The organism is Variovorax terrae (assembly GCF_022809125.1).
GTDB lineage: Bacteria > Pseudomonadota > Gammaproteobacteria > Burkholderiales > Burkholderiaceae_C > Variovorax_A > Variovorax_A terrae.
This window is the reverse complement of the sequence record NZ_JALGBI010000001.1, coordinates 424,538-443,753: the sequence shown is the minus strand read 5'-3', so window position 1 is coordinate 443,753 and position 19,216 is coordinate 424,538. Positions and strand designations below refer to the sequence as shown.

Sequence of the window (19,216 nt, the reverse complement as noted above, 5' to 3'; positions counted from 1 at the left end):
GCTACCTCAGCTTCAGGGTGGACAGGCCCACCAGGCACAGCAGCATGGTGATGATCCAGAAACGCACGACGACCTGCGTTTCCTTCCAGCCGCTCTTCTCGAAATGGTGGTGCAGCGGCGCCATCTTGAGGATGCGCCGGCCCTCGCCGTAGCGCTTCTTGGTGTACTTGAAGTACAGCACCTGCATCATCACCGACAGCGCTTCCACCACGAAGATGCCGCCCATGATGGCCAGCACGATTTCCTGGCGCACGATCACCGCGATGGTGCCGAGCGCCCCGCCCAGCGCCAGCGCGCCCACGTCGCCCATGAAGACCTGGGCCGGGTGCGTGTTGAACCACAGGAACGCCAGCCCCGCGCCGGCCATGGCCGAGCAGAAGATCAGCAGCTCGCCGGAACCCGGGATGTACGGAAAGAACAGGTACTTCGAGTACACCGAGCTGCCCGTAACGTAGGCGAACACCCCGAGCGCCGAGCCCACCATCACCACCGGCATGATGGCCAGGCCATCCAGGCCGTCGGTCAGGTTGACGGCGTTGCTCGATCCCACGATGACCAGGTAGGTCATGATCACGAAGCCGAACACGCCCAGCGGGTAGCTCACCTCCTTGATGAACGGCAGCAGCAGGCCGGCCTTGGGCGGCAGGTTGACGTCGAAGCCCGACTGCACCCATTTGAAGAACAGCTCCAGCACCCGCAGGTTGGAGCTCTCCGAGATGCTGAACACCAGGTACAGCGCGGCCACCAGGCCGATCACGGACTGCCAGAAGTATTTCTCGCGCGAGCGCATGCCCTCAGGGTCCTTGTGCACCACCTTGCGCCAGTCATCGACCCAGCCGATGGCGCCGAAGCCCAGGGTGACCAGCAGCACGATCCAGACGAAGCGGTTGCTCAGGTCGAACCACAGCAGCGTGGAGACCGCGATCGACAGCAGGATCAGCACGCCGCCCATGGTGGGCGTGCCCTGCTTGGACAGGTGCGTCTCCATGCCATAGCCGCGGATCGGCTGTCCGATCTTGAGTTCGGTCAGGCGGCGGATCACGTAGGGTCCGGCCAGCAGGCCGATCAGCAGTGCCGTCAGCGCGGCCATGACGGCGCGGAAGGTCAGGTACTGGAACACCCGGAAGGCGCCGAATTCAGGGGACAGCGACTGAAGCCATTGGGCGAGGCTAAGCAGCATGGCCTTCCTCCTTGTCTTGTTGTTGTGGTTGTTGCGCCTGCGCGGTGATGGCCTCGACCACCCGCTCCATCTTCATGAAGCGCGAGCCCTTGACCAGCACGCTGGCGGTATGCGCGAGCTCGGCCAGCACGGCGGCGTTCAGCGCCTCGATGCCGTCGAAATGCCGGCCAGCGCCAAAGCTGTCGGCAGCACGCGCCGACTGCGTCCCGAGCGTGAACAGGGTTTCGATGCCCAGGGCCTTGGCATGCGCGCCGACTTCGGCGTGGAACTGCGGGCCCTGGTCGCCCACCTCGCCCATGTCGCCCAGCACCAGCAGGCGCGGGCCCGGCAGCTCGGCCAGCACCTCGATCGCGGCGCGCACCGAGTCGGGGTTGGCGTTGTAGGTGTCGTCCACCAGCGTGAGCGGGCGGCCGGCCAGCGTGACGCCGAGCGCGCGCGAGCGCCCCTTGACCGGCTCGAAGCCGCCCAGCCCCTGCGCGATCGCGGCCAGCGGCACGCCGGCGGCCAGCGTGCAGGCCACGGCGGCCAGCGAGTTGCGTACGTTGTGGCGGCCGGCGATATGGAGCTCGTAAGCCAACGGCCCGGCAGGCGTCTGCACGCCCACCTGCCAATGCCCCTGCTTCCACTCAATACCGGCCAAACTGATGTCGGCACCGGCAGCGGTGCCGAAACTCATGCAGGCGCGCGACCCCGCGAGCGCCGTCCAGATCGGGGTGTAGGCGTCGTCGGCCGGAAACACGGCCACGCCCTGGGGCGCCAGCGATTCGATCACCGCGCCGTTTTCCCGCGCCACGGCTTCCACCGTGGCCATGAACTCCAGGTGTTCGCGCTGGGCGTTGTTGACCAGCGCCACCGTGGGCCGGGCCATGGCCGCGAGGCTGGCGATCTCGCCGGGATGATTCATGCCCAGTTCGACCACGGCCACGGCATGCACGGCGCGCAGGCGCAGCAGCGTGAGCGGCACGCCGATGTCGTTGTTGAGATTGCCCTGGGTGGCGAAGGCAGCCGCGCCTTTCCAGTTGCGCAGGATCGCGGCAATCATCTGCGTCACCGTGGTCTTGCCATTGCTGCCGGTCACCGCGAGCAGCGGCAGGCTGAACTGCGCGCGCCAGCCCGCGGCCAGCGCGCCCAGCGCCCGTTTGCTGTCGGCGACCTCGATGCCCGGCAGGCCGGCGCCGGCCAGGCCACGCTGCGCGATGGCGGCCACGGCGCCCCGCGCCTTGGCCTCGGCAAGAAAATCATGGGCGTCGAAGCGCTCGCCCTGGAGCGCCACGAACAGGTCGCCGGGCTGCAGCGTGCGTGTGTCGGTGTGCACGCGCAGCACGGGCACGGCGCCGTCTCCCACGAGCCGGCCGCCGGGAATCCAGGCCAGCGCCTGTTGCAATGTCATCATGGAATGGGAGGCTCCGGCGCTGGCCCGCACGGGGGCCTTGGCGCCTTCGAACGGGCGGGCGACGCTCATGCGCCCACCTTTCTGCGCTGCAGCGCCAGGCGGGCCTGGTCCTTGTCTGAAAACGGGTGCTTGATGCCGGCCACTTCCTGGTAGTCCTCGTGCCCCTTGCCGGCAATCAGCACCACGTCCTGCGGCTCGGCCTGGCCGATGGTTTCGGCAATCGCCAGGGCCCGGTCGGATTGCACGCGCGCCAGGTCGCCGTGGCTCAGGCCCAGCAGGATCTGGCAGATGATGGCCTCGGGCTTCTCGCTGCGCGGGTTGTCGCTGGTGATCACCACCTCGTCGGCGTTTTTCTCGGCCACGGCCGCCATCAGCGGACGCTTGACCGGATCGCGGTCGCCGCCGCAGCCGAACAGGCACCAGAGCCGGCCGCCCCGGCGGGTGCTCAGCGGCCGCAGCGCGGCCAGCGCCTTGTCCAATGCATCGGGCGTGTGGGCATAGTCCACCGCCACCAGGGGCTGCCCGGCTTCGGTCAGACAGTCCATGCGGCCGGGCACCGGCAGCAGGCGGCGGCAGGCCTGCACGGCCTCGGCCAGCGCCACGCCCAGGGCCCGCATGGTGGCGATCACGCCCAGCAGGTTGGTCACGTTGTACTGGCCGATCAGGGCCGTCTCGAGTTCGTGGCGCTCCGGGCCTTCCGCCACCGTGAAGCGCAGGCCCTGGCTGCCGTAGCCGATGTCGCGCGCCTGCAGCCGGGCCGCGCCCTCGCAGGACACCGTCCACAGGTTCAGCGGCGTGTTGGCCAGCGTGCCGGCCAGGTCGACGCCCTGCATGTCGTCGATGTTGACCACGGCAGCCTCGAGCCCCGGCCAGCGGAACAGTTCGGCCTTGGCCTGCCAGTAGGCCTCCATCGAGCCGTGATAGTCCAGGTGGTCGTGGGTGAAGTTGGTGAACACGGCGATGCGGATGCGCGTGCCGTCCAGCCGGCGCTCGGCGAGGCCGATCGATGAGGCTTCGATCGCGCAGGCGGCCAGGCCCTCGTCCAGGAAATGGCGGAAATGCCGCTGCAGCAGCACCGGGTCCGGCGTGGTCAGGCCGTTGGCCACCACCTCAGGCGGCTTTCCAATGCCCAAAGTGCCCACAAGTCCGCATGGGATGGGCGCGGGGTGCTTCACATTCGATAGCGCCTGCGCCAGCCACCAGGCACTCGAGGTCTTGCCGTTGGTGCCGGTGATGGCGATCACGTCGAGCTCGCGCGTCGGCTCGCCATAGAACGCGGCGGCAATCGGACCGGTAGCCGCCTTCAGATGTTCATAGACCGCCACGGCATCGCCGCCCAGGCCGTAGGCCGCCACGCCGGCTTTCTCCACCAGGCAGGCGGCCGCGCCCTGCGCCAGCGCGGCGCCGACGTACTGGCGGCCGTCGGTGGCCGCGCCGGGCCAGGCGATGAAGCCGTCGCCTGCGCCGATGCGGCGGCTGTCGACATGCAGCGTGCCGCTCATGCGCGAGTGCAGCCATTGCGCGGCCTGGGCGGGGGTGCGGAGTTCCTGCATCAGAACGACTCCTCCACCGCGTCGGCCACGATCTGCGGCTTGACAGCCATGTCGGGCTGCACGCCCATCATGCGCAGGGTCTGCTGCACCACCTCGCTGAACACCGGGGCCGCGACCGCGCCGCCGTAGTACTGCCCGGCGCTGGGCTCGTCGATCATCACCGCGACGATGATGCGCGGCTTCTCGATCGGTGCCATGCCGGTGAACCAGGCGCGGTACTTGTGGCCCGCGTAGCCCTTGCCTTCCTGCTTGTGTGCCGTGCCGGACTTGCCGCCCACCGAGTAGCCCATGGTCTGCGCCTTCGGCCCGGTGCCGCCGGGGCCGGCGGCCATCTGCAGCATCTTGCGCACTTCGGCCACGGTCTTGGCCGACAGCACCTGCACGCCCGCCGCCGGCTCGCTGGTCTTGAGCAGGGTGGCGGAGATGATCTGGCCGTCGTGCGCGAACACGGTGTACGAGCGCGCCATCTGGAACAGCGAAGCCGAGAGTCCGTAGCCATAGGACATGGTGGCCTGCTCGATCGGCCGCCAGCTCTTGAACGGGCGCAGCCGGCCCGTGACCGCGCCGGGGAAGGTGATCTGCGGCTTCTGGCCGAAGCCCGCTGCCGAGAAGACCTCCCACATCTCGCGCGGCTGCATCATCATCGCGATCTTGGTGGTGCCGATGTTGCTGGATTTCTGGATCACCTGCTCCACCGTGAGCGCGCCGTTGTTGTGGGTGTCGGAGATGGTCGAGCCGGTGATCGTGAGGCGCCCGGGCCCGGTCTGGATCACGGTGTCGGGCTTGACGCGGCCGGTTTCCAGCGCCAGCCCGATGGTGAAGGGCTTCATGGTCGAGCCGGGCTCGAACACGTCGGTCATCGCGCGGTTGCGCAGCTGCGCGCCCGTGAGGTTCTGCCGCCGGTCGGGCTCGTAGCTCGGGTAGTTGGCCATGGCCAGCACCTCGCCGGTCACGGTATCAAGCACCACGACGCTGCCGGCCTTGGCCTTGTTGGCGATCACGGTGTCGCGCAGTTTCTGGTAGGCGAAGAACTGCACCTTGCTGTCGATCGACAGCTGCAGGTCCTTGCCGTCGACCGGCGGCACCTGCTCGCCCACGTCTTCCACCACGCGTCCCAGCCGGTCCTTGATCACGCGGCGCGAGCCGGCGCGGCCAGCCAGCTCCTTGTTGAAGGCCAGCTCCACGCCCTCCTGGCCGTTGTCCTCGACGTTGGTGAATCCCACCACATGCGCGGCAGACTCGCCCTCGGGGTACTGGCGCTTGTACTCCTTGCGCATGTAGATGCCCTTGATGCCCAACGCCTGGATCTGCTGGGCCACCGGCTCATCCACCTGGCGCTTGAGCCAGACGAAGGTCTTGTCCTCGTCCTCGAGCTTCTTGTTGAGGTCGGCCAGCGGCATGTCGAGCAGCCGGGCCAGCTGCTTGAATTTGGCCGGGTCGCGCTCCACGTCCTCGGGAATGGCCCAGATGCTGGGCGCCGGCACGCTGGAGGCAAGGATCAGGCCGTTGCGGTCCAGGATGCGGCCGCGGTTGGCCGGCAGCTCCAGGGTGCGGGCAAAGCGGACCTCACCCTGGCGCTGGAAGAATTCGTTGCCGATCACCTGCACATAGGCCGCGCGCGCCGCCAGCCCGACGAAGCCGATGGCGATGGCGGCGACGATGAACTTGCTGCGCCAGACCGGCGTCTTGCTCGCCAGCAGCGGGCTGGAGGCGTAGAGGACGCTCTTGCTCATGGCGCCTGCTCCGGCGCGGAGGCAGCCTTCGCCGCGGCGCCATAGGTGACATATTGCGTGATCGCCGGCGTGGCCGAGCGCATCTGCAGCTGCTCCTTGGCCAGCTTCTCGACCCGCAGCGGCGTGGCCTGCGCGCGCTTTTCCACCTGCAGGCGCTCGTTGTCGAGCTCCAGCCGGCGCGACTCGGCATGCGCCTTGTCCAGCTCCGTGAAGAGCCGGCGCGATTCGTACTGGGTGTGCACGAGGTACAGCGCACTGGCCAGCACCGCGAGCAGCAGAACGATGTTGAGCCGGGTCATGCCTGGGCCTCCGCAGCGGCACCGGTGCTCGCCGCCCAGCGGGCGGCGGCCGTCGTCCCGGGAACGGTCCGGCGGTTCATGCAGCAGTCCTTTCGGCCACCCGCATGATCGCGCTGCGCGAACGCGGATTGGCCGCCACCTCGGCCTCGGACGGCCGGATGCGGTCCAGCGCCTGGAGCTTCATGGCCTTGGGCGGCGCAAACGGCGCCCGGCGATCGTATTCCTCGCGCGCATGCTTCGCGATGAATTGCTTGACGATGCGGTCTTCCAGCGAATGGAAGCTGATCACCACGAGCCGGCCTCCGGGTTGCAGCACATGCAGGCTGGCCTCTAGCGCCTGTTGCAGCTCTTCAAGCTCGGCGTTGATGAAAATCCGAAGAGCCTGAAATGTGCGCGTTGCAGGGTCCTGGCCCGGCTCGCGGGTTTTGACCGCGCCAGCCACGAGCTGGGCCAGCTCGGCGGTGGTTGAAATTGGGCCCCGTTCCTGTCGGCGAGCAACAATCGCCTTTGCAACCGGAAGAGCAAACCGTTCTTCGCCGTAGTCACGTATCACCTCCGCGATCTGTTGAACTTCTGCATGGGCCAGCCACTCGGCCACGCTCTCGCCGCGCGTGGTGTCCATGCGCATGTCGAGCGGGCCGTCGAAGCGGAAGCTGAAACCCCGCGCCGGGTTGTCGATCTGGGGCGAGCTCACGCCCAGGTCCATCAGCACGCCCGCCGCGCCGGCAGCGGGCAGCTCCTGCAGATGGCGAAAGCCTTCGTGGCGGATGGACAGGCGCGCATCGCCCAGGCGCTGCGCCTCGGCGATGGCATCGGGGTCCTTGTCGAAGGCGACCAGCCGGCCCTGGGGGGACAGCCGGGAGAGAATCAGCCGCGAATGGCCGCCGCGCCCGAAGGTGGCGTCGATGTAGGTCGCATCCGGATTGCTGAGGAGAGCATCGACTGCTTCGTTCAACAAGACGGTGGTGTGTTTCCATGAGGTGTCCACCGTCGGCTTTCAGAAGGAAAAATCCTTGAAGACGTCGGGCATGTCGCCCTGCATCGCCTTCGCCTCCTCGGCGTCGTAGGTCGCCTTGTCCCACAGCTCGAAATGGTTGCCCATGCCCAGCAGCATGGTGTCGCGCGTGATGCCGGCCGCCGTGCGCAGCTCGGGCGATACCAGCACGCGGCCCGTCGCATCCATGTCCACATCCATTGCATTGCCGAGAAAAATCCGCTTCCACCACTGTGCGCTCATCGGCAAGGCCGCGATGCGTTCACGGAATTTCTCCCATTCGGGGCGCGGAAACAGCATCAGGCAGCCATGCGGATGCTTGGTGATCGTGAGCTGTCCCTCGGCGATGGCATTCAGCACGTCACGATGCCGGGTCGGCACTGAAAGCCGGCCCTTCGCATCCAGACTGAGAGATGAAGCCCCTTGAAACACGATCACATGCCCTTGCTGTGGAAATCAACTGCGACATCCGCAGTGAAAAGACACTTTTCACCACTTAAATGCACTTTTTTGCACTGTAGCAGGAAAAGAATCGCCCGCAAGAGGCGCTTGCAAGATTTTTTGTAATGAAATCAACGACTTAGAAGCGACTTTGCAAGCTTCGATTGCCAGAAAGTCGTTCTAAATTAAGCACTTAGCGCGCGCTATGAATGTGTTTTGTGAAGCAATGGGGCTGCTGCCCCAAGGGGTTAGAGAATGTAACGGGACAAATCCTCATTGCGGCTCAGTTCCTCCAGGCGTGCATCGACGTAGGCCGCGTCGATCGTCACCTTCTGGCCCTCCAGCCGGGTCGCGTCGAAGCTCACCTCGTCGAGCAGGCGCTCCATCGCCGTGGACAGGCGGCGCGCGCCGATGTTCTCGGTGCGTTCGTTGACCTCGTAGGCAATGCGCGCCAGCCGCGTGATGCCTTCGGGCGTGAATTCGATGGTGACATTCTCCGTTGCGAGCAGCGCTTGGTACTGCTTCACCAGCGAAGCATGGGTCTGCGTCAGGATGGCCTCGAAATCCTGCACCGACAGCGACTGCAGCTCCACCCGGATCGGGAAGCGCCCCTGCAGTTCGGGAATCAGGTCGCTGGGCCGGCTCAGGTGGAAGGCCCCCGAGGCAATGAACAGGATGTGGTCGGTGCGGACCATGCCGTACTTGGTGGACACGGCCGTGCCCTCGACCAGCGGCAGCAGGTCGCGCTGCACGCCCTGGCGCGACACGTCGGCACCGCCCGTGTCGGAGCGCGACGCCACCTTGTCGATCTCGTCGATGAACACGATGCCGTTCTGCTCGGCGCTGGCAATGGCCTGTGTCTTGATCTCGTCCTCGTTGACCAGCTTGCCGGCCTCTTCGTCGATCAGCAGCTTCATCGCCTCGGCGATCTTGAGCTTGCGCGTCTTGCGTTTTTGGCCGCCGAACTGGCTGAACATGCCGCGCAGCTGCTCGGCCATGTCTTCCATGCCGGCCGGCCCCATGATCTCGAGCTGGGGCCGGGCTTCGGCGAGATCGATCTCGATGTCCTTGTCGTCGAGCTGCCCCTCGCGCAGCTTCTTGCGGAAGGCCTGGCGCGCGGCGCTGTCCGGCGCGGCGCCCTGGGCCTCCGCCGTGCGGGCGGCAGGGATCAGGACATCGAGCAGGCGGTCTTCCGCGGCATCTTCCGCGCGCGTGCGCACCTTGCGCATCTCGGTCTCGCGGGTCTGCTTGACGGCCATGTCGGCCAGATCGCGGATGATCGAATCCACGTCCTTGCCCACGTAGCCGACCTCGGTGAATTTGGTGGCCTCGACCTTGATGAAGGGCGCATCGGCCAGCCGCGCCAGGCGGCGCGCGATCTCGGTCTTGCCCACGCCGGTGGGGCCGATCATCAGGATGTTCTTGGGCGTGATCTCGCCGCGCAGCTTTTCATCGACCTGCTGGCGGCGCCAGCGGTTGCGCAAGGCAATGGCCACGGCGCGCTTGGCCTGCGCCTGGCCCACGATGTGGCGGTCGAGTTCGGAGACGATCTCCTGGGGGGTCATGGACGACATGGCGGGCGTTTTCAGTGGCAAATGGGCCTGATGTCCAGGCGGAGCGGTTCTTTCTTGCTATCGAAAAGTGAGCAAACGGGTGCGCCGCCGGCTCAGAGCGTCTCGATGGTGTGGTGCATGTTGGTGTAGATGCACAGCTCGCCGGCGATCTCGAGCGACTTCTTCACGATGTCGCGCGCCGGCAGCTCGGTGTTGTCGAGCAGCGCCCTGGCCGCGGCCTGCGCATAGGCGCCGCCGGAGCCGATGGCGACGATGCCGTGCTCGGGCTCCAGCACATCGCCGTTGCCGGTGATGATGAGCGAGGCGTCCTTGTCCGCCACGGCCAGCATGGCCTCGAGGCGGCGCAGCACGCGGTCGGTGCGCCAGTCCTTGGTCAGCTCGATGGCCGCGCGCACCAGGTGGCCCTGGTATTTCTCGAGCTTGGCCTCGAAGCGCTCGAACAGGGTGAAGGCATCCGCCGTGGCGCCGGCAAAGCCGGCCAGCACCTGATCGTGGTAGAGCTTGCGCACCTTGCGGGCCGAGCCCTTGACGACGATGTTGCCGAGCGTGACCTGTCCGTCGCCGCCGATGGCGACCTGGTAGCCGTCAGCGGTCTTGCGCCGCACGCTGACGATGGTGGTGCCGTGAAATTGTTCCATGTCTCCCAGCTTGGGACGGCCTGCACGAATGCAAGGCGGCGCCCCCCGAATAACCCGGGCTCAGTCCGTTCTCGTGACCACGCGCGAATGCTCGCTGATACCGATCACATTGAAGAAGGCCGCCACCAGGCGATGCACGTCGCTGAACTGCACCTGGCGGCCTTCGGCCTGCCGCGAGGTCACCCAGTTCAGCAGGGTGCCAGCGGCCGAGAAGTCCACGCGGATCAGCTTGGCGCACGAAATGACCATGACATCGGCGCCGGCCAGCTTGGCCTCCAGCCGGTCCAGCGTGGCCGAGGCGTCGCCCACGATCTGGCCCGCCAGTTCCACGGACGAGATGTGCGAGAGCTGCGAATGGCCCGTCTGCGTGTCCCCGTCGCCGTCGCTGGCGCCAAACGCCAGCGAATCGTGCGATGACTCGCCAATGAGGGTGTGGCCGGACAGGTAGCCGCCATCGCTGTCCAGCGGCTTGTATTCGCAGCGCGCGCTGTCCCATGACGGCGGGGACACCTCGTAGGTGACGCAGTAGTCCAGCGCGGCCAGTTCGAACTCGTCGGGCCGGTGCATGATGCGCAGCACTTCCATGCGCAGGCGCCACCATTCCGGCTGGATCGCCTTGTCGCCCGAGGGGGTGGCCTTCTTGAGCACTTCGTCCAGGCGATCGGCGCCGATGAAGCGCAGTTGCACCGGCTGGGCGCCCCAGCCGGCGAACAGCTTGCGCAGCGGCTCGGCCGCCGCCGCTTCGATGGCGACCAGCTTGGACCAGTCCAGCCGCCAGGGCTGCGCCGACTTGCCCAGGGCCGCGTTGAGCGCGGCCAGCGACTGCGTGCCGAAGGTCGACGGGCTGACCCAGTCCGACGGCCGGGCGGAGGCAGAAGGCGACGGTGACGGCGCGGCCATGCGACCCACCATCTCCGGAATCGAGAACCATTGCGGAGCCGAGCGGCTGAACCGGCCCGCGAAATCGATGGCGGCGCTTTCGAAGCGCTCATGCTGGCCGGTTGCGCGGTACAGGTCGAACAGGGTCAGCCAGGTTTCGTCATGGCCGCTGCGGGTGCCCTGGGCGCCCAGCGCCTCCAGCAGGCCCGCTTCGGCGCCGGCGTCGTCCCCGTTGGCAAAGCGGATGGAGGCTTCTTCGAGCTCCGGGTCATGGGCGAAGGCTTCGTCCACCTCGACCGCGAACAGCTTGGAGTGGGAAAAGCCGCTGGGCGGCGGATCGCTGCGCCCTGCCCGGTTCGCGGAAGGCGGCGGCGGAGCCACCGGCTGCACCGGCGCCGGGGCGGCGGCCGGCGCCCTGGCCGGGGGCGGCACGGTGTTCTCGTAGTGGGGAGGCAGGGTCGCGGGCGAAGCCGCCTTGACCCGGGCCGCGAGCAAGGGAGCGGGATCCGTCTTGGCGTACCCGATGCTGCCCATCTTCGGCGGCGCCGAGGCGGAGTTGGCGGTGGAGGACCGGCTCTGCTCGCCGGCATCGGCGGAGATGGAGGAGACCGTCGAGTAGTTGGGCGTGCGGACCGACGAGTCGCCGTGCTTGGTTTTCCACCACTGCATGGACATCTGCGCCTCGATCTCGTCGATCTTCTTGAGCGTCATGGCCCGGTCGTCGGGCTTGGACGGCATGCTGCTCTGGAAGAAGGAGGGGCGGGCGGCCGGGTCCTGCCCTGCCATCGCCTCGCGCCGGCGCATCTTGCGCAGCATGTCGAACTCGCGCTTGCGCACGAAATCGTTGCGCCGCTTGCGCTCGATCATCTCCTTGAGCATCTGCTTGCTGTAGTTGCTCTCCCGATCGGTCTCCTGCTGGTCGAGATCAGCCCAGTTCGTCGTCGGGTTGCGGACGAACTTCACTACCTTGGACAGCAAACCGGCGTTGTCGTCTTTGGCCATGGGCTGGGGTCCGGGTGGATCCTGGGCTGAAAATCGAGCGTGCCGGCTCAGTCGCCGAACATCTTCTGCTTGAGTTCGCGGCGCTGCTGCGCCTCCAGCGACAGCGTGGCCGTGGGCCGCGCAAGCAGGCGGCCCACGCCGATCGGCTCGCCGGTTTCATCGCAGTAGCCGTAGTCGCCGGCGTCGATGCGCGCGATCGACTGCTCGATCTTCTTGAGCAGCTTGCGCTCGCGGTCGCGCGTGCGCAGTTCAAGCGCATGCTCTTCCTCGATGGTGGCGCGGTCGGCCGGGTCGGGCACGATGACGGTGTCTTCCCGCAGGTGCTCGGTGGTTTCGCCGGCGCTGTTGAGGATTTCCTGCTTGAGCTGCACGAGCTTGAGGCGGAAGAACGCCATCTGCTTGTCGTTCATGTACTCGGTGTCGGGCATCGCGAGGACTTCGGCATCGGACAGCTGTTCGGCCGTCTTGGCTTTCCAGTTGTTGGCGAGCTTGGGGTCTTTCTTGACGGCCACTTGCGGGGGAGGAACGAGAACGGGTGAGGACATGGTGTGTTGGTAACTGGCCTTGGCAGCGGTCGAGGCTACCACGGGTGCCGGAGCCGGCGGGGTTGGAGGAGTCCCCCGCGCGCCGCGACCGGTCTTGGCCATCGGAGCAGGCGCCGCAACGGGTGCGGCCACGGGGACGGGACGCGCCGCAACGGCCTTGGCAGGCGCTGTTTTGGCGGGCGGAGCAGCCGGCTTGGCCGTCTTGATGCTGGACTTGGCCGGCACCACGGGCGCTTTCGCGCCGGTGGCTTTCGCTTTGGGAGCAGGTGCCGCCGCCTGCCTGGCAACAGGCTTGGCGGAGGGCTGGGCGGCCTTGGACGCCGGTTTGGCGGCGGCCTGGCTCTTGGCGGCAGGCTTGGCTGTTTTCTTGGCGACGGCCTTCGCCGCCTTGGCCACGGGCTTGGAAGCCGTTTGCTTGGCAGCGGGTTTGGCCGCCTTGGCGGGTGCCCTGACCGGCGACTTGGCCGCCGGTTTGGCCTTGACCACCGGCTTTTTCGTGCTGGCCTGCAGCTTGGTCTTCTTGGGCTGGACTTTCACTTCCTGTCTCCTCGCTGAACCGGCAGTCGGACGGGCCTGAACCCCATGGTCCGGTAGGTTCTTCTCGGGTGATCGGGGGGCTTCACTCACCCGAGTTATACCCCTATTGTCGGCCCCTGCGGGCCTGTTTTCAGGGTCGATACCGGCGCGCGATTGTATCGGTTTGCCGAAAACAAACCGCGCCAGTTGCGCAAGCGAGACACTCATGCAGCCCTCCCGGCCCAAAACGGACAGCTTACTTCACATCCGGCCCTCCAGGCGGGTTCAGACCAGGCATTGCTCCATGCCCTGCAAAAAGATGTCCCGCGGCAGCTCGATGCCGATGAACACCATCTTGCTGGTGCGCGGCTCGCCCTCGGCCCACTGCGGCCCGAGGTCGCTGCCCATGAGCTGGTGCACGCCCTGGAAGATCACCTTGCGGTCGGTGCCCTTCATGTTGAGCACGCCCTTGTAGCGCAGCATGCGCGGGCCGTAGATGTTGACGATGGCGCCCAGGAAGTCCTCGAGCTTGGCCGGGTCGAACGCGCGGTCGGACTTGAAGACGAAGCTCTTGACGTCGTCGTCATGGTGATGGTGGTGGCCGTGCTGCTCGTGGGCATGCGAGGGGTGGTCGCAGTGCTCGCCGTGCTCATGATCGTGGTCATGGTGGTCGTGATCGTGCTCGTCTTCCTTGAGGAAGTCGGGGTCGATGTCGAGCTTGGCGTTGAGGTTGAAGCCGCGCAGGTCGAACACCTCGTTCAGGCCCACCTCGCCGAAATGCACGGCCTTTTGCGGCGCGCGCGGGTTCATGTGCTTGAGGCGGTGCATCAGCGCCTCGGTCTCGTCCTGGGCCACCAGGTCGGTCTTGCTGATGAAGATCTGGTCGGCGAAGCCCACCTGGCGGCGCGCTTCCTGGCGGTCGTTGAGCTGCTGGGCCGCGTGCTTGGCATCCACCAGCGTCAGGATGGAGTCGAGCAGGAAGCTCTCGGCGATCTCGTCGTCCATGAAGAAGGTCTGCGCCACCGGGCCGGGGTCGGCCAGGCCGGTGGTCTCGATGATGACGCGGTCGAAGTCGAGCAGGCCCTTGCGCTTCTTGGCCGCCAGCAGCTGCAGCGTGGCGCGCAGGTCCTCGCGGATGGTGCAGCAGACGCAGCCGTTGCTCATCTGGATGATCTGTTCCTTGGTCTCGGTGACCAGGATGTCGCTGTCGATGTTTTCCTCGCCGAATTCGTTTTCGATCACGGCGATTTTCTGGCCGTGGGCTTCGGTGAGCACGCGCTTGAGCAGCGTGGTCTTGCCGGAGCCGAGGAAGCCGGTCAGGATGGTGGCGGGAATGAGGCTCATGGGGTGTTACCAGTCAGTGGGGGACGGCGCCGGGGGGCGCGGCGTCCCGCGGGTCCAAAGCGAAACAGGTGGGGAGTGTAGCGGCCTATTCAATGGGCCACAGGCCGCCTCGTTCCATGGTGCGCAGACTGTCAGGCGTTGGCCCGGATCGCTCCTTTTTTAATAGCAAACTATCACCACCCCACCTGGACATCGGGCCGGTTTGGCTTGAAATTCAGGGTTTTCGGATAACCACCAGCCCCTTGAGGTATTCCCCTTCCGGAAAGGTGATGGTCATGGGGTGGTCGGGCGCGCCTTCCATGCGTTCGCTGATGTAGCCGTCCACGCCTGCGTCGAGGCCGGCCGAGGCCACGATCTTGTGGAACAGCTCGGGCGCGATGCCGCCCGAGCAGGAATAGGTGAACAGCACGCCGCCCGGCTCCAGCAGCTTGAAGGCCAGGCGGTTGATGTCCTTGTAGGCGCGTGCCGCGCGCTCGGCGTGCGCCGCCGTGGGCGCGAACTTCGGGGGGTCGAGAACGATGGCGTCGAAGCTGCGGCCGTCCTTGTCGAACTGGCGCAGCGAGGCGTTCACGTCGGCGTCCAGGAAGTCGGCGCGGCCGGCCTCGAAGCCGTTGAGCGCCACGTTGGCGCGCGCCCGCTCCAGCGCCGGGCCGGAGGAGTCGATCGAGGTCACATGCGCCGCGCCGCCGGCCAGCGCCGCCACGGTGAAGCCGCCGGTGTAGCAATAGCAGTTGAGCACGCGCTGAAAGCCCAGGCGGCGCGCGTAGTCGGCGAATTTGCGGCGGCTGTCGCGCTGGTCCAGGTAAAAGCCGGTCTTGTGGCCCTCGGCGATGTCCAGGCCCAGGCGCCAGTCATGCTCGCGCAGGGTGAGGCCGGTCGGGCCCTCGCCGCGCAGCCAGCCGGTGGCGGGCGCCAGGCCTTCGAGCGTGCGCACGCTGGCGTCGGAGCGCTCGTAGAGCCGTGCCAGGCCGGTCTGCGCCAGCAGCGCATCGGCCAGCGCGCCCTTCCAGCGCTCGGCGCCGCTGGACAGGAACTGCGCGACCAGCGTGTCGCCGTAGCGGTCCACGATCAGGCCGGGCAGGCCGTCGGACTCGCCATGGACCAGCCGCAGGCCATCGCTCTGGATGTCGAACCGGCGCCGGGCCCGGATGGAGCGTTCGAGGGTGGCACCCAGAAACGGCGCATCGATGCGCTGCGCCTCATCGAAGCTCCAGACCCGGGCCCGGATCCGCGAGCTCGGGCTGAACGCCGCCCAGGCCAGGAACTGGCCCGCGTGCGACTCCACGCGCACCGTCTCGCCCGCGTCGGCGCCGCCCCGGGCGATGGCGGAGTCGAACACCCACGGATGGCGGCGCAGCAGGGAGCGTTCCTTGCCGTCTTTGAGACGAATCGTTTTCATGGCGGCTATTGTCGCGGCTGGCCATCCAGGCTCCACGGTCCCAGCCGTCGCAAGGATGCAACACCACGGCCGCGAACCGGCCTGAAAGAGCGAAAAACCGCACGCTCAAGCGCCAACCCGGCCCCGAACGTCAGAGGGCCTGTGATTTACTTCAGTAAGGGGGAAGTGTGCAATGCGGTCACCAGCATCCATTTGTTTCGGGCGCCTCGGACGCTGGCGGACGCCATTCGTGCTGCTGCTGGGCGCCGTGCTGTCGCTCTCCGCCCTCGCGCGCACGGCGCTGGAGCTGGACACCGCGCGCCAGCCCGTGAACCTGGACGACTGGGGCGACGCCTGGATCGACACCGGCGGCAAGGCGCAGCCGGCCCAGGTCGACCGCGACCCGTCCCTGCCCTGGCAGCCCACCCGCGGCAACGCCATCTATGCCTTCGCCGCCGGGCAGGCCCTGTGGGTGCGCTTCACCCTCCCGCCGTCGCCCGACAACGAGCGCTGGTACCTGGAGCTGCCCTACCCCTCGGTCAACCTCGTGTCGCTTTACCGGCAGGATGGCGCGGGCCAGTGGGACGAGCAGCGCGCCGGCGACACCCTGGCCGTCAACACCTGGCCCGTGCCGCACCGCCATCCGCTGATGCCCGTGGCCCTCTCGGCCGAGACGCCCCGGCGCTACCTGCTGCGCATCGAGAACCCCTACGGTTTCAGCGCGCCGCTGCGGTTCGTCAGCGAGAGCTACCTGAGCTACCACGAGCAGCGCGTCTCGCTGATCCTGGGCATCTATTTCGGGCTGGCCGGGCTGGCGGCCCTGCTCGCCGCGCTCAGCGCCGTGTCGCTGCGCGACCGCGCCTACGCGCTGTACGCCCCCAGCGTGGCGCTGATGGCGCTGACCCAGGCCTCGATGACCGGCATCGCCGGGCTGCACCTGTGGCCCGGCCTGGCCTGGTGGAACGACGTCTCGTCGCTGGTGCTGCCGGTGCTGACGCTGATCTCGCTGCTGCTGTTCGTCTCGGCCGTGGTGTCCATGCGCGAGCGCTCGCGGCACTTCCACGCCGGCCTGATCGGCCTGGCCGTGCTCGGCGCCCTGGTCGCCATCGGCATCATGGTGATCGAGCCCCAGCACCGGTTGTGGCTGCTGGTGCCCTACACCCTGCTGACCCAGGTTGCGGGCCTGCTGGCCCTGTTCTGGAGCTGGCGGCGCGGCGACCGCTTCGCGCCCTGGCTGGTGCTGGGAGCGCTGCCCGTGATCGGCGCCGCCGCGCTGCCGATTGCGCGCATCTGCGGGCTGGTGCCCGTGAGCTTCGCCACGATGTACGGCATGCAGATCGGCATTGCGTTCGAGCTGCCGGTGCTGCTGGTGATCCTGATGCTGCGCAGCCAGCAGCGGCGCGAGCACAACCGCCGCATCCACGGCATGGACCGCATGGACCCGGCCACGGGGCTGATCAACGGGCATGTCCTCACCGAGCGGCTGCAACGCATGATCGGGCGCTCCGAGCGGCTGCACCACCAGAGCGCGGTGCTGCTGATCGACATCGTCAACATCGAGCAGATCCAGCGCGGCTTCGACCGCAAGTCGGCCGAGGAGCTGCCGCTGCGCGTGGCCGGCCGCCTGCTGGCCACCGCGCGCTCGATCGACAGCGTGGCGCGCCTGTCCGAATACCGCTTCGGCATGCTGGTGGAAGGCCCGCTGACCTCCGAGGAGGCCGCCGCCGTCGGGCCGCGCCTGGTGGCCCGCTGCCTGATGCCATTTCGCAACAAACCGCCCGAATGGGTGGCGCAGCTGCGCGTGGTCTGGGCTCGGGTGCCGCAGGACAGCGGCGACGCCACCGCGCTGCTGGAGCGGCTGGGCAGCGCGCTGGGCGCCGTGCCGCGCGACAGCAGGCGCGCCGTGTTCCCGCTGCGCGAATAGGTCTCGCACAGTACCTCTTTAGTCGTCTTTGAAGTCCGGCGATTTCGTGATGGAATGCCGGATCTTCAGCGAGGAGGTGTGGCGTGATCATGATCCGTGCAATTCTTGCCGCCCTGGCAACCCTGTTGAGCGGGGCCTGCGCCGCACAGGGCCTGATTCTTGGCGTGAGCGAGGGCACCTCCGGCGGCCTGGACCATGCCCAGGTGATCGCCAAGTACCAGGGCCTGGCCGACGTGATCGGCAAAAGCATCAAGCAGAAGGTCAGCGTGGTGTTCATCCGCGAGTTCTCGGCGCTCGAGGAAGGCATGAAGACCGGCCGCTTCGACTTCGTGATGGCCCGCCCCAGCGACTACCCGGCGCGCGGCCTGCGCGACTACGGCTACCACTACGTGGCCAGCGCCCGGCCCGACGGCCGCTGCCACATCATCGTGCCCAAGGACTCGCCGATCAAGTCGCTGGCCGAGATCAAGGGCAAGCGCATCGCCCTGCCCGAAACCGCCGCCTACATGACCAAGTTCTGCCGCGCCGAGCTGCGCGACCAGGGCATCGACCTGGCCCGGGAGAACGTGCAGTACGTGCGCGAGCAGGGCGCCGTGGTCTTCTACCTGGAGAACCGCTTTGCCGACGTGGGCGGCGTGGCCTCGTACTCGGGCGTCGCCAAAAAATGGGAAAAGGACGGCCACCGCGTGCTGCACAAGAGCGTGGCGCAGCCCTATTTCCCGCTGATCGCCAACCGCAAGCTGGCCACGCCCCAGATCGAGGCCATCCAGAAAAACCTGCTGGGCCTGCCCGAGGACGAGGCCGGCCAGGCCGTCCTCAAGTCCATCGGCATCCAGGCCTTCGACACCGGCAGCGAGCAGCGGCTGCGCGAACTGCTCAAGTGGCTGGGGCTGTAGGCCCTAGGTCTTCTTGCGCGCGCGCGGATGCGCCGCATCGTAGGCGCGCGCCAGGTGCTGGAAGTCGAGCCGGGTGTAGACCTGCGTGGTGGTGATGTTGGCATGGCCCAGCAGCTCCTGCACCGCGCGCAGGTCGCCGCTGGACTGCAGCACGTGGCTCGCGAACGAGTGGCGCAGCATGTGCGGGTGCACCGGTGTGGCGAGGCCAGCCTGCAGGCTGCGGCGCTTCAGGCGCTGCCAGATCGACTGGGCCGTCAACCGCGTGCCGTGGCGGCCGATGAACAGCGCGGGCTGTTCGGACAGGGTGCCGCGCAGCGCCAGCCAGTGCTGCAGCGCCTCGAGCGCCTGGGCCCCCACCGGCACCGCGCGGCGCTTGCCGCCCTTGCCCAGCACATGCGCTTCGCCGGCCTGCAGATCGACCCAGCCGCGCGCCGCGCTGCCGGCCACGGCGTCGAGCCCCACCAGCTCGCCCACGCGCAGGCCGCAGCCGTAGAGCAACTCCACCATGGCCGCATCGCGCGCCTCGAGCCAGGGATCGTTGTCGTCGTTCTGGTAGCCCGCGAGCTGCACGGAGTCGTCCACGCTCAGCGCCTTGGGCAGCGGCCGGGCCGCCTTGGGGGCCCGCACATCCTGCACCGGGTTGCTGGCGATCAGGCCCTGGCGCCCGAGCCAGGTGTAGAAGCCGCGCCAGCCCGAGAGGATGAGCGCGATGCCGCGTCCGCTGCGGCCGCCGCCATGCATCTGCGCCACCCAGCGGCGGATATGGGCGTTCTGCACCTGCAACAGCTCGACGCCGGCCTGGGCCGCGTGGCCGCTGAGTTTCTGCAGGTCCAGCGCATAGAGTTCGACCGTGCGCTGCGCCAGGCGCTTTTCCACGCGCACATGCTCGAGGTAGCGCTCGACGAGAGATGCCTCGGCAGCGCCCAT

Annotated in this window: 16 protein-coding genes; 2 read left to right on the top strand and 14 right to left on the bottom strand. The window is 67.6% G+C overall.

All coding sequences use genetic code 11. The annotated features are described in order from the left end of the window. Window position 1: 1 nt before the first annotated feature. The 13 genes from mraY to MMF98_RS01945 form a co-directional block, all read right to left on the bottom strand. Window positions 2-1,180 carry a phospho-N-acetylmuramoyl-pentapeptide-transferase gene (gene mraY / locus MMF98_RS02005; protein ID WP_243303811.1) on the bottom strand — a complete coding sequence of 393 codons (1,179 nt, stop codon included), beginning with the start codon at window positions 1,178-1,180 and terminating at the stop codon, window positions 2-4. Then, on the bottom strand, window positions 1,170-2,573 hold the full coding sequence (locus MMF98_RS02000) for a UDP-N-acetylmuramoyl-tripeptide--D-alanyl-D-alanine ligase (RefSeq protein WP_243307260.1): 1,404 nt from the start codon (window positions 2,571-2,573) through the stop codon (window positions 1,170-1,172). The genes mraY and MMF98_RS02000 overlap by 11 nt, the downstream gene beginning before the upstream one ends. A gap of 65 nt (window positions 2,574-2,638) precedes the next feature. Further along, window positions 2,639-4,126, bottom strand: coding sequence for a UDP-N-acetylmuramoyl-L-alanyl-D-glutamate--2,6-diaminopimelate ligase (locus tag MMF98_RS01995; RefSeq protein ID WP_243303809.1), 1,488 nt, complete (start codon window positions 4,124-4,126; stop codon window positions 2,639-2,641). Beyond that, window positions 4,126-5,859 (bottom strand): peptidoglycan D,D-transpeptidase FtsI family protein, encoded by a 1,734-nt coding sequence (locus MMF98_RS01990; RefSeq protein ID WP_243303807.1) that lies wholly within the window; start codon window positions 5,857-5,859, stop codon window positions 4,126-4,128. The genes MMF98_RS01995 and MMF98_RS01990 overlap by 1 nt, the downstream gene beginning before the upstream one ends. Next, window positions 5,856-6,158, bottom strand: a complete 303-nt coding sequence (gene ftsL, locus MMF98_RS01985; RefSeq protein ID WP_243303804.1) for a cell division protein FtsL — start codon at window positions 6,156-6,158, stop codon at window positions 5,856-5,858. The genes MMF98_RS01990 and ftsL overlap by 4 nt, the downstream gene beginning before the upstream one ends. A 76-nt stretch (window positions 6,159-6,234) precedes the next feature. After that, window positions 6,235-7,146, bottom strand: coding sequence for a 16S rRNA (cytosine(1402)-N(4))-methyltransferase RsmH (gene rsmH, locus MMF98_RS01980; RefSeq protein ID WP_243303802.1), 912 nt, complete (start codon window positions 7,144-7,146; stop codon window positions 6,235-6,237). A 9-nt stretch (window positions 7,147-7,155) separates the two neighbouring features. Then, the gene (gene mraZ, locus MMF98_RS01975; protein ID WP_243307258.1) at window positions 7,156-7,584 is read right to left on the bottom strand and encodes a division/cell wall cluster transcriptional repressor MraZ; all 429 of its coding nucleotides are present in this window, start codon (window positions 7,582-7,584) and stop codon (window positions 7,156-7,158) included. Window positions 7,585-7,841: 257 nt separating this feature from the next. Then, complete coding sequence (gene hslU, locus MMF98_RS01970) at window positions 7,842-9,167, bottom strand: ATP-dependent protease ATPase subunit HslU (RefSeq protein WP_243303800.1); 1,326 nt, start codon at window positions 9,165-9,167, stop codon at window positions 7,842-7,844. A 92-nt stretch (window positions 9,168-9,259) separates the two neighbouring features. Beyond that, window positions 9,260-9,805 (bottom strand): ATP-dependent protease subunit HslV, encoded by a 546-nt coding sequence (gene hslV / locus MMF98_RS01965; protein ID WP_243303798.1) that lies wholly within the window; start codon window positions 9,803-9,805, stop codon window positions 9,260-9,262. Window positions 9,806-9,865: 60 nt separating this feature from the next. Continuing rightward, complete coding sequence (locus MMF98_RS01960; protein WP_243303796.1) at window positions 9,866-11,686, bottom strand: STAS domain-containing protein; 1,821 nt, start codon at window positions 11,684-11,686, stop codon at window positions 9,866-9,868. Window positions 11,687-11,733: 47 nt separating this feature from the next. Next, a complete protein-coding gene (gene dksA, locus MMF98_RS01955; protein WP_341481283.1) occupies window positions 11,734-12,768 on the bottom strand; it encodes an RNA polymerase-binding protein DksA in 1,035 nt (344 codons plus the stop codon). A gap of 264 nt (window positions 12,769-13,032) precedes the next feature. Further along, the gene (locus tag MMF98_RS01950; RefSeq protein WP_243303794.1) at window positions 13,033-14,091 is read right to left on the bottom strand and encodes a CobW family GTP-binding protein; all 1,059 of its coding nucleotides are present in this window, start codon (window positions 14,089-14,091) and stop codon (window positions 13,033-13,035) included. Window positions 14,092-14,305: 214 nt separating this feature from the next. Continuing rightward, window positions 14,306-15,490: a class I SAM-dependent rRNA methyltransferase gene (locus MMF98_RS01945; RefSeq protein ID WP_243303792.1), complete on the bottom strand. Its 1,185-nt coding sequence runs from the start codon at window positions 15,488-15,490 to the stop codon at window positions 14,306-14,308. A 229-nt stretch (window positions 15,491-15,719) separates the two neighbouring features. Here MMF98_RS01945 and MMF98_RS01940 point away from each other — a divergent pair, with 229 nt between their 5' ends. Together MMF98_RS01940 and MMF98_RS01935 are read left to right on the top strand one after the other, a co-directional pair. Further along, window positions 15,720-17,393 (top strand): sensor domain-containing diguanylate cyclase, encoded by a 1,674-nt coding sequence (locus tag MMF98_RS01940; protein ID WP_243303789.1) that lies wholly within the window; start codon window positions 15,720-15,722, stop codon window positions 17,391-17,393. An 89-nt stretch (window positions 17,394-17,482) separates the two neighbouring features. Next, window positions 17,483-18,289 (top strand): phosphate/phosphite/phosphonate ABC transporter substrate-binding protein, encoded by an 807-nt coding sequence (locus MMF98_RS01935; protein WP_243307256.1) that lies wholly within the window; start codon window positions 17,483-17,485, stop codon window positions 18,287-18,289. Between the two features lie 3 nt (window positions 18,290-18,292). Here the strand turns inward: MMF98_RS01935 and MMF98_RS01930 are convergent, their stop codons facing one another. Then, window positions 18,293-19,216, bottom strand: a complete 924-nt coding sequence (locus MMF98_RS01930; protein WP_243303787.1) for a tyrosine recombinase XerC — start codon at window positions 19,214-19,216, stop codon at window positions 18,293-18,295.

Coding starts and splice junctions, on each gene's coding strand:
- hslU (WP_243303800.1), bottom strand. CDS start 9,167: ATGTCGTCCATGACCCCCCAGGAGATCGTCTCCGAACTCGACCGCCAC.
- MMF98_RS01990 (WP_243303807.1), bottom strand. CDS start 5,859: ATGAGCAAGAGCGTCCTCTACGCCTCCAGCCCGCTGCTGGCGAGCAAG.
- MMF98_RS01930 (WP_243303787.1), bottom strand. CDS start 19,216: ATGGGCGCTGCCGAGGCATCTCTCGTCGAGCGCTACCTCGAGCATGTG.
- hslV (WP_243303798.1), bottom strand. CDS start 9,805: ATGGAACAATTTCACGGCACCACCATCGTCAGCGTGCGGCGCAAGACC.
- ftsL (WP_243303804.1), bottom strand. CDS start 6,158: ATGACCCGGCTCAACATCGTTCTGCTGCTCGCGGTGCTGGCCAGTGCG.
- MMF98_RS01935 (WP_243307256.1), top strand. CDS start 17,483: ATGATCCGTGCAATTCTTGCCGCCCTGGCAACCCTGTTGAGCGGGGCC.
- mraY (WP_243303811.1), bottom strand. CDS start 1,180: ATGCTGCTTAGCCTCGCCCAATGGCTTCAGTCGCTGTCCCCTGAATTC.
- MMF98_RS01950 (WP_243303794.1), bottom strand. CDS start 14,091: ATGAGCCTCATTCCCGCCACCATCCTGACCGGCTTCCTCGGCTCCGGC.
- MMF98_RS01945 (WP_243303792.1), bottom strand. CDS start 15,490: ATGAAAACGATTCGTCTCAAAGACGGCAAGGAACGCTCCCTGCTGCGC.
- MMF98_RS01960 (WP_243303796.1), bottom strand. CDS start 11,686: ATGGCCAAAGACGACAACGCCGGTTTGCTGTCCAAGGTAGTGAAGTTC.
- MMF98_RS02000 (WP_243307260.1), bottom strand. CDS start 2,573: ATGATGACATTGCAACAGGCGCTGGCCTGGATTCCCGGCGGCCGGCTC.
- MMF98_RS01995 (WP_243303809.1), bottom strand. CDS start 4,126: ATGCAGGAACTCCGCACCCCCGCCCAGGCCGCGCAATGGCTGCACTCG.